8 protein-coding genes are annotated in these 7925 nt (G+C 36.8%); all 8 read left to right on the top strand.

Features of this window, described 5'->3' with window-relative positions; translation table 11 throughout:
- The coding region (locus ACIQZ6_RS10745; RefSeq protein ID WP_395810944.1) for a dihydroorotase family protein at window positions 1-1183 on the top strand (1183 nt) is incomplete at its 5' end.
- Window positions 1184-1191: 8 nt separating this feature from the next.
- Window positions 1192-1866: a hypothetical protein gene (locus tag ACIQZ6_RS10740; protein WP_395810942.1), complete on the top strand. Its 675-nt coding sequence runs from the start codon at window positions 1192-1194 to the stop codon at window positions 1864-1866.
- 11 nt (window positions 1867-1877) lie between these two features.
- Window positions 1878-2453, top strand: a complete 576-nt coding sequence (locus ACIQZ6_RS10735; RefSeq protein ID WP_395810940.1) for a DUF4199 domain-containing protein — start codon at window positions 1878-1880, stop codon at window positions 2451-2453.
- Window positions 2454-2576: 123 nt separating this feature from the next.
- Window positions 2577-3530: a glycosyltransferase family 2 protein gene (locus ACIQZ6_RS10730; RefSeq protein ID WP_395810938.1), complete on the top strand. Its 954-nt coding sequence runs from the start codon at window positions 2577-2579 to the stop codon at window positions 3528-3530.
- A gap of 63 nt (window positions 3531-3593) precedes the next feature.
- Window positions 3594-4562 carry a glycosyltransferase gene (locus ACIQZ6_RS10725; RefSeq protein WP_395810936.1) on the top strand — a complete coding sequence of 323 codons (969 nt, stop codon included), beginning with the start codon at window positions 3594-3596 and terminating at the stop codon, window positions 4560-4562.
- Window positions 4563-4565: 3 nt separating this feature from the next.
- A complete protein-coding gene (locus tag ACIQZ6_RS10720) occupies window positions 4566-5324 on the top strand; it encodes a DUF975 family protein (protein ID WP_395810934.1) in 759 nt (252 codons plus the stop codon).
- Entirely contained in the window at window positions 5314-6816 is a 1503-nt protein-coding gene (locus tag ACIQZ6_RS10715) for a GH3 auxin-responsive promoter family protein (protein WP_395810946.1), read from the top strand. The genes ACIQZ6_RS10720 and ACIQZ6_RS10715 overlap by 11 nt, the downstream gene beginning before the upstream one ends.
- Window positions 6817-6893: 77 nt before the next feature.
- The coding region (locus ACIQZ6_RS10710) for a 1-deoxy-D-xylulose-5-phosphate reductoisomerase (protein WP_395810932.1) at window positions 6894-7925 on the top strand (1032 nt) is incomplete at its 3' end.

Here is a 7925-nt window from a genome sequence, read left to right as displayed (position 1 = left end):
TGATGGTAAGATCTTTGAGATAGGAAACAAGATCGCTGCACCGAATGCCAAAACAGTAATTATCTCTGGAAAGGGTCAGTTTCTTTCGCCTGGGTTTCTTGATATTAACGTTAATTTTGGCGAACCAGGATTAGAAACAAAGGAAGATATTGACAGTGGATGCAGCGCTGCAGTTGCTGGGGGGTTTACCGGAGTAGCTCTGATGCCAAATACTCAACCTCCTATTCATTCCAAGGCCGAGGTTTCATACCTAGTCAATAAATCGCAAAACACCCTGGTTGATATCTTCCCCATAGGTTGTATCAGTTATAACCGGGAAGGGAAAGAAATGGCAGAAATGTTTGACATGCAGCGATCGGGTGCCATTGCATTCTCGGATGGAAACAGGCCTGTTACTAATGCAGGCCTCATGAGTAGAGCTTTACTATACACCAAATCTTTCAATGGATTGATTTTTTCATATGCAGAAGATCAGGATATTGCTGCAAAGGGAAAAATGAATGAAGGGGTAATGAGTACTTTTCTAGGCATGAAAGGTAATCCTTCACTTGCCGAAGAATTGATGGTATCACGCGATCTTTACCTGGCAGAATATAATGAAGCCAGAATACACTTTAGCACAATCAGTACAGCCAGAAGTGTTGATCTGATTAGAAAAGCAAAAAAAGCAGGAGTTAAAGTTACTTGCGATGTGGCAGCACATCATTTGGTTCTTACCGAAGAAGAACTAGAAGGCTTTGATAGCCAATACAAAGTAAAACCGCCACTCCGAACCAAAGCAGACCAAAAGGCACTGATCGCAGGGTTAAAAGACGGCACGGTCGATGCCATAGTTTCTCAGCACACCCCTCATGAAGTTGAGTTTAAGAATGTGGAATTTGAGATCGCTTCTTTTGGAATCATAGGCTTGCAAACAGTACTTCCTATTGCTTTGAAAGTTGGGTTAAGTCCAGAATTGATTTTGGATAAGCTGGTAATCGGACCAAGAAATGTATTGGGGCTCTCTATACCTGGTTTGGAAGTTGGAAATTCTGCTAATTTTATACTCTATAATCCATCAGAAGAATGGATATTTAATGAGGAGTCAAATAAGTCGAAATCATCAAATTCTCCATTCATAGGGCAAAAATTAACAGGAAAAATTAACCTTGTTTGTAACAATGACCAGTATATTTTATCATAAAAATTAGCATGAATAAAAGTATAAAAGAAGCAATGCTGTCTGCATTAGGGCAGTTCGCTTCTGTTAATAATCAGGATCATGAGGCTTTTTCTCAGATTCTTGTTGATGTTTTTAGTGCAGAAAAGGCTTATCTTGATAAAGTAGCGTCTCTTGATGCTGCTTTTGACGATCATTCTCTTTTTGAGCCATTAAGAGAACTGTTCTTTGATCTATTACTGATTAATTTTTTTAATGAAGATGTACGTAAGCTTGAAGAAGATTATCTTGATTCACCTGAATGGGAGAAGATCGAGGAAAAAACAATTGACCGAGGGACAGAAATTTTAAACCTTTTGCTTTATTTGCAGGAATGCCAGGATGAAGAAATTGAACCTGAATTAAGTGACTTTCTTCGTGAGTTTTTATTGGTTGACGAGGATGAGTTTCAGGATGAACACCGTATTTATGAAGAGGTTATAGCTAATCAGATATTGGTTGAAAGTAGTTTGAAAGAAGTTGCCCGTGTTAGCTCCACACTTGCTGAAGATTCAGAATTAAAAGAATTATTTTATCCGATGATCGGGTTTTTTAGAGACCCAGATCCAGCAGATGAAGATTTCAATGAATTTATTAAATATAGTGAGAATCCTGATTTTGATTCTGCTGTTTATGCCTTACTGATATCTTTTAATAATCAAAACTAAACTAAACAATTATGGATTTATCATTACAAAACTTAAACAAAGCCGCAAGTACCAATGGTTTAACTATCGGCATCCTATCCACTGCAATAGGGGTTGTGACATTTTATATGTTTCCATCTCTTTTAGGTTCTATTTCTTTTGGAATTGGCACCCTTGTAATATCATTAGTGATTTATGTTTTTTTTACACTTGATCTGAGGAAAAAAATAGGTGGTTTTTGGAGTTTCAGAGAAGCTTTAAAAGGTATTTTTTTAATGGCTTTTATTGCAGGTATTCTTTATTCGGTGGCAAACTATGCCTTTTATAAGTTTGTTGAACCAAATGCTTATGATAAGATATCTGGTTATATGGAGGCGGGAATGACCAATACCCTAGAGAATATGGGAATGGATCAGGATCAGATTGATGAAGCTATAAGTAAACAATCGGAAGGTATAAAGGCTCAATATGATCCCACTCCAATGCAGTTTTTCAAAAATATAGGAATTGCAGTACTTGTGCAATTTATGATGTCGCTTATTTTTGCAGCGATATTTAAGAAAGAAGAACCTGTTTTTGCTTCAATTGATGAACAAGAGCAAGAATAAGCTAAAAAATGGCAGCGTGCAGATTTTATCAATTTTATTGATGAAATTTGCATGTTTTAATTTGATAACCTAAAATCTAAAATCTCACATCTAAAATCTCACATCTCACATCTCCAATCTAAAATGGATATATCTGTAGTTGTTCCTTTATATAATGAAGCAGAATCATTGCCCGAGCTATGTAGCTGGATTAGCCGGGTAATGAACGATCATGCATTCAGCTATGAAATTATTCTGGTTGACGATGGAAGTAGTGATGATTCATGGCAAGTAATTGAGCAATTGAAATCTCAGAATACTTCCATTGTTGGTATTAAGTTTCGGCGTAATTATGGCAAGTCGGCCGCATTAAATGTTGGCTTTGAGGCTTGTCAGGGCAATGTAGTTATAACCATGGATGCTGATCTTCAGGATAGCCCTGATGAAATACCTGAACTTTACAGACGGATCAATGAAGAAAAGTTTGATCTGGTTTCTGGATGGAAACAAAAGCGCCATGATCCTTTAAGTAAAACTATACCCACCAAGTTATTTAATTTAGTAACCCGTCGCATGTCGGGTATTCATAATCTTCATGACTTTAACTGTGGCTTGAAAGCTTACCGTAAGGAGGTAGTAAAAAGTATAGAAGTTTACGGTGAAATGCACCGCTATATTCCTGTAATTGCAAAATGGGCGGGATTCAAAAAAATTGGAGAACAGGTAGTTGAACATCGTGCCCGTAAGTATGGAACCACTAAATTCGGGTTTAGTCGATTTATCAATGGCTTTCTTGATCTGCTATCTATATTCTTTGTCGGTAAGTTTGCAAAACGTCCGATGCACTTTTTTGGTACAATAGGGGCATTGAGCTTTCTCATAGGTACCATTATGGCTTTATGGATCATAATTGAAAAACTGTATCATATTACCATGCATATACGGTATACCCGTGAAGTGGTTGATCAGCCCTTATTTTATATTGCCCTTGTAGCTATAATTGTAGGTTTTCAGCTGTTTTTAACCGGTTTTATTGCAGAGCTGGTTTCCAGAAATTCGCCCGAACGAAATACGTATCAGATCGAAAAAACTGTGTAATTTCCGATTTGAAAAATTCTAAGGCTAGATCATTTTCTACAGAAACCTAAAAATTAATTTGTCATGTTTTTTTCAATCATTATCCCACTTTATAACCGTCCTCTGGAGATAGATGAGCTGCTTTACACCCTGACGCAGCAAACTTATCTTCAGTTTGAAGTGTTAGTTATTGAGGATGGTTCAAAAATTAGTGCAAAGGAGATTGTGGATAGTTATGCTGATAAATTAGCGATTAGTTATCATTATAAAGAAAATGCCGGTCAGGGCTTTGCCAGAAATTTTGGCTTTGAACATGCCAAAGGAGATTATTTCGTAGTTTTTGATTCCGATTGCCTGATTCCTATTGATTATCTGGAAATAGTAAAGAACTACCTGCTTGAACATCAGCTAGATGCTTATGGCGGCCCTGATGGTGCTCACTCATCTTTTACAGCAGTACAGAAGGCGATCAGCTATTCCATGACTTCACCATTTACAACCGGTGGAATTAGAGGAAATAAAAAACATATTGGCCAATTTCATCCCAGAAGTTTTAATATGGGAATTTCTAGGGAGGTTTGGGAGCGTACCGGCGGATTTATACTGACAAGATTAGGAGAGGATATAGAATTTAGTATTCGAATCCATTCGATGGGATTTAAGATCGGACTAATACCTGATGCAATTGTTTATCACAAACGACGCACCGATTTGTTTCAATTCTACAAGCAGCTTCATTTTTTTGGTAGGGCAAGAATTAATATTTATAAACACTTTCCTTCAGAACTAAAAGTTGTCCATTTTTTTCCGGCTTTATTTACACTTTTTTTGTGTCTGAGCTTGATATTAAACGTTTTTAATCATCCTTTAGCAGAGTTATGCAATACATTATTGGCAATCTATATTTTGTTGATATTTTTTCACTCCTGGAACATAAACAAATCAGCAAAAGTTGCATTTTTGAGTATTGCTGCATCTTTTGTTCAGCTAAGTGCATATGGCCTTGGATTTATGCAGGATTTATGGAAAAGAATAATTTTAAGACTACATTAATATATGGATAAGCAGATGTCGGTACGTTTAATTTTGTCGGATGCCTGGGAGCTTGCTAAAAGGAATATCTGGATTCTGTTTGGATTTACTGCAGTTCAGTTTCTGTTCATCTTTTTTATAACCGCTTTGTTAACTGCTATCTTTGGTGGGGCTAGCGGTACAGGCGTATTACTGCAAAATGTTATTCTAAGTCTGTTTGATGCATTTTTTACTGTAGCTTTTTATCAGGTTTTTTTTAAACTCATTGATGATGATACCAATCCCGAGTTTCCTGATTTTATCCCTAACCTGGTTAAAGCAATCAATTTCCTGATTGTAAAACTTATTATCGGATTAATCTTGGTTTTTGTTATTGCCATTATCAGTTCTGTTTACTTTATAAACTCTCCAGAAATCGATACCAGTAATCCTTTCAGCTGGGATCTTTTACCTGTATTTATATTAATTGCAATACCAATTATTTTTTTAACTATCAGGCTGTGTTTTGTGGTATGCTTCATTGTTGATCAAGAATCAGGATCTTCAGAATCGATCAGTCAAAGCTGGGCCATTACCAAAGGCCATTTTTGGTTTGTCAGTTTATTGTTTTTGGTGATGCTTGGCCTTAATATTTTGGGTGCCATGGCATTATTTGTTGGATTATTATTCACAGTACCATTTTCAAGCTTGATTCTGATCATAGCATATCGTCATTTGGTTAATAGTTATACCGATGAAGAAGAAATCATGCTGAATGATCCGGAGGATAATAATGGGAATTAAGTCTTTCATAGCAAAACCTTTAGCAGCTTTTGCTGTAAAGCAGATCAATAAATGGAAAAAAAATCCTTTAGCTGCGCAGCAAAGTGTTTTTAGCAAGCTAATCAAGCAAGCTAAAAATACTTCATTTGGTAAAGATCATCTGTTTACAGAAATCAACACCTACCAAGATTTTAAGAAAAATGTCCCGATTTCAGACTACGAAGAGCTTAGGCCTTACATTGATAGAGTTGTCAATGGCGAAGAAAACGTTCTATGGCCTGGAAAGCCCTTATATCTTGCTAAAACTTCTGGGACAACTTCTGGTGTAAAATATATTCCAATCTCTAAAGAATCTATGCCTGAACATATTAAGGCTGCCCGGAATGCCTTATTTTCATACATTCATGAAACAGGTAATTCAGACTTTATTGATGGCCGCCTTATTTTTTTGCAGGGGAGCCCGATACTAGGTAATAATCATGGAATAAATACAGGACGACTTTCAGGTATCGTTGCAAATCATGTTCCAAGCTATCTTCAGAAAAACCGTTTGCCATCTTATCAGACTAATTGTATAGAAGATTGGGAAGATAAAGTAGATGCCATAGTAACAGAAACAATCGATGAAGACATGCGACTTATTTCTGGTATTCCACCATGGGTACAGATGTATTTTGATCGCTTAAGTACGCTGTCTGGAGGAAAGAAAATAGGCGATATCTTTAAAAATTTCTCACTTTTTGTATATGGAGGGGTTAATTTCGAACCGTATAGAGCCCGTTTAGAAGAAAGTATAGGTAGAAAGGTCGACTCGATTGAAACCTATCCAGCATCCGAAGGTTTTATTGCATTTCAGGATTCTCAGAAAGAAAAGGGCTTACTTTTATTAGTGAATGCAGGAATTTTTTATGAATTTATTCCAACTGACGAGTATTTTAATGAAACTCCAAGTAGGATATCGCTAGAGGAAGTGGAATTGAATAAAAATTATGCAATCATCCTGAATACCAATGCCGGTTTATGGGGGTATAGCATTGGAGATACGGTAAAATTTGTTTCTAAAGAACCCTATCGGATTGTAGTGTCGGGAAGGATAAAGCATTTTATTTCTGCTTTTGGTGAACATGTGATTGGTGAAGAAGTTGAGTTTGCAATATTATCTGTAGCCACCGAAGAGGGTGTAGAGATTACCGAATTTACAGTGGCTCCACAGGTAAATACGCAGCCAGGAGAACTGCCTTACCATGAATGGTATGTTGAATTTGCGCGCCCTCCTAAAGATATGACTAGCTTCAGTTTGAAAGTTGATCAGGTGCTACAGAAAAAAAATGTCTATTACTATGATTTGATTGAAGGTAAAATTCTTCGCCCATTGCTGATGCATGAGATGGAGAAACATGCTTTTATAAATTACATGAAGAGCCAGGGTAAGCTGGGTGGGCAGAATAAAGTTCCTCGTTTGTCAAATGACAGACATATCGCTGATGAATTGAATAAATGGATCAAAAGATAACTGAGGATCTTTAAAAAAATTAATAAGTTTAACCAATTCCTGAAATTCAGGATTAAACTATAAATCGATTTTGTTTGATGGGAAATAATTTTGGCGAAGAATTTAATCTGAAAAGCATTGCTATTCTGGGTTCAACAGGAAGTATAGGTACTCAGGCACTTGAAGTGATCCGCCAAAATCCGGAACGTTTCAAAGTCTTTGTGCTTACTGCCAATAATAATGCAGATTTATTAATCAAACAAGCATTAGAGTTCAAACCAGCCTATGTTGTTTTAACCAATGAGGCTAAATTAGCAGAGGTTAATAATGCCTTAAGTTCAAGCGAAACAAAAGTTTTATGTGGCATAAACGAGCTTTGTGAAGTTCTCTATCACCCAAATATCTCGCTTGTTTTAACAGCAATGGTAGGTTTTGCTGGCTTGATTCCCACGCTGGCAGCAATTAAGGCTGGAAAAGATATTGCCTTAGCGAACAAGGAAACCATGGTAGTTGCAGGTGAACTTGTAAACAGACTTGCAAAAGAACATGGGGTTAAAATATTGCCCGTTGACTCTGAACATTCTGCTATTTTTCAATGCCTTGTAGGTGAAGAGCGTAATCCGATTGAGAAAATTTATTTAACTGCTTCAGGTGGGCCATTCAGAGGCAGAGATGTTGATTTTCTGTCTACTATCAGTAGAAAAGAGGCCCTTAAGCATCCTAATTGGGTGATGGGAGAGAAAATTACCATCGATTCAGCAAGTTTAATGAATAAAGGTTTGGAAGTGATTGAGGCGAAATGGCTTTTTGATCTGCATGTTTCTCAAATTGATGTAATCGTTCATCCACAGTCAATTGTGCATTCCATTGTTCAGTTCAGAGATGGGTCAATGAAAGCCCAGATGGGTTTGCCTGATATGAAATTGCCAATACAATATGCTTTGGCTTATCCCCAAAGGATAGAAAATACCTTTCCAAGATTTAACTTTTTAGATTATCCCAACCTGAGCTTTGAGCAGGCTGACAAAAAGACGTTTAGAAATCTTGCACTAGCTTTTGAAGCCTTAAATACTGGCGGAAATATGCCATGTGTAATCAATGCTGCGAATGAAGTAGTTGTGGCAGAATTT

The sequence above is a fragment of the Daejeonella sp. genome (genome assembly GCF_044348475.1).
Classification (GTDB): Bacteria; Bacteroidota; Bacteroidia; order Sphingobacteriales; family Sphingobacteriaceae; genus Daejeonella.
The sequence above is the reverse complement of the archived record's forward strand: the minus strand, read 5'-3'. Positions and strand labels throughout refer to the sequence as shown.